This is a genomic window from Microbacterium xerophyticum (genome assembly GCF_053543555.1).
The window spans coordinates 61618-63423 of the sequence record NZ_JBLVOB010000004.1 but is presented as its reverse complement, the minus strand read 5'-3'; the positions used below and the strand labels follow the sequence as shown (position 1 = coordinate 63423).

Sequence of the window (1806 nt, the reverse complement as noted above, 5' to 3'; positions counted from 1 at the left end):
CCCCCCCGGACAACACACAACTTCACAAAGCTCTCTCTACTAAACTGAGAATCAAACCCCGTAGGGAACCGGTCACAATCCAGTGCTCGGCAATCTCTACACGAACGTCCTGAGGAGGACCAAGTGGCCAAGGCCAAGTTCGAGCGCACCAAGCCGCACGTGAACATCGGAACGATCGGTCACGTCGACCACGGCAAGACGACGCTGTCGGCAGCCATCTCCAAGGTGCTCGCTGACAAGTACCCGTCCGACACCAACGTGCAGCGTGACTTCGCTTCCATCGACTCGGCGCCGGAAGAGCGCCAGCGTGGTATCACGATCAACATCTCGCACATCGAGTACGAGACCCCGAAGCGCCACTACGCGCACGTTGACGCTCCCGGCCACGCCGACTACGTCAAGAACATGATCACCGGTGCCGCGCAGATGGACGGCGCGATCCTCGTGGTCGCCGCCACCGACGGTCCGATGGCTCAGACCCGTGAGCACGTCCTGCTCGCCAAGCAGGTCGGCGTGCCGTACCTGCTCGTCGCCCTGAACAAGAGCGACATGGTCGACGACGAGGAGATCCTGGAGCTCGTCGAGCTCGAGGTCCGCGAGCTGCTCGCCGGCCAGGGCTTCGACGAGGACGCTCCTGTCGTCCAGGTCTCGGCTCTCAAGGCTCTCGAGGGCGAAGAGAAGTGGGTCAACGCGATCCTCGAGCTCATGCAGGCCGTCGACGACAGCGTTCCGGACCCGGAGCGCGACCGTGACAAGCCCTTCCTCATGCCGATCGAGGACGTCTTCACGATCACCGGTCGTGGAACGGTCGTCACCGGCCGCGCCGAGCGTGGCACCCTCAAGATCAACTCCGAGGTCGAGATCGTCGGCATCCGCAACACGCAGAAGACCACGGTCACCGGTATCGAGATGTTCCACAAGCAGCTCGACGAGGCATGGGCCGGCGAGAACTGCGGTCTGCTGCTGCGTGGCCTCAAGCGTGAGGACGTCGAGCGCGGCCAGGTCGTCGTTCAGCCGGGCTCGGTCACCCCTCACACGAACTTCGAGGGCACCGCGTACATCCTGTCGAAGGACGAGGGTGGCCGTCACAACCCGTTCTACACGAACTACCGCCCGCAGTTCTACTTCCGCACCACCGACGTCACCGGCGTCATCTCGCTGCCCGAGGGCACCGAGATGGTCATGCCCGGTGACACCACCGACATGACGGTCGAGCTGATCCAGCCGATCGCCATGGAGGAGGGCCTCGGCTTCGCCATCCGTGAGGGTGGACGCACCGTGGGCGCCGGTACGGTCACGAGCATCATCAAGTAAGTACTTCTTACTCCGCAAAGGGGTCGGGCCTTCTGGTCCGGCCCCTTTGTCGTCGTCATGGGGCGGTGTCGGGGTCAAAGGGTTTCCTTCGAAGCGGATGCCGTGCACAATGAGATTGGTCGGCAGACTCGTCCGACGAAACAACCTCAAGGGGGACCCGCAATGGGCATCGACGACATCGTCAACAAGGGCAAGGACCTTTACGAGCAGAACAAGGACAAGATCGCCGATGCGGTCAAGAGCGAGCAGGCCGAGGACGTGAGCGACAAGGTGCTCGACGGCGTCGCCGACTTCGCGAAGAAGATCGCGCCCGGTGCTGCCGACAAGATCGACGAGATCCGCGACGGCGCAGACAAGTCCATCGGCAACGAGTAGACGAACTCTCTTGAAGGGGCGGCGCACTTCGGTGCGTCGTCCCTTCCGTGTACTATGAGCACAACCGCCTGGGGATCTTGCGGTCGGGGGGGCGAAGGGGTTCGACGAACTGAAGAT

2 protein-coding genes are annotated in these 1806 nt (G+C 62.9%); both read left to right on the top strand.

Going from position 1 to position 1806, the window contains the following annotated elements; genetic code table 11:
- Nucleotides 1-123: 123 nt before the first annotated feature.
- On the top strand, nucleotides 124-1314 hold the full coding sequence (gene tuf, locus ACNPNP_RS02910) for an elongation factor Tu (protein ID WP_448964565.1): 1191 nt from the start codon (nucleotides 124-126) through the stop codon (nucleotides 1312-1314).
- 162 nt (nucleotides 1315-1476) lie between these two features.
- Nucleotides 1477-1689, top strand: coding sequence for a hypothetical protein (locus ACNPNP_RS02905; protein WP_448964564.1), 213 nt, complete (start codon nucleotides 1477-1479; stop codon nucleotides 1687-1689).
- Nucleotides 1690-1806 lie beyond the last annotated feature (117 nt).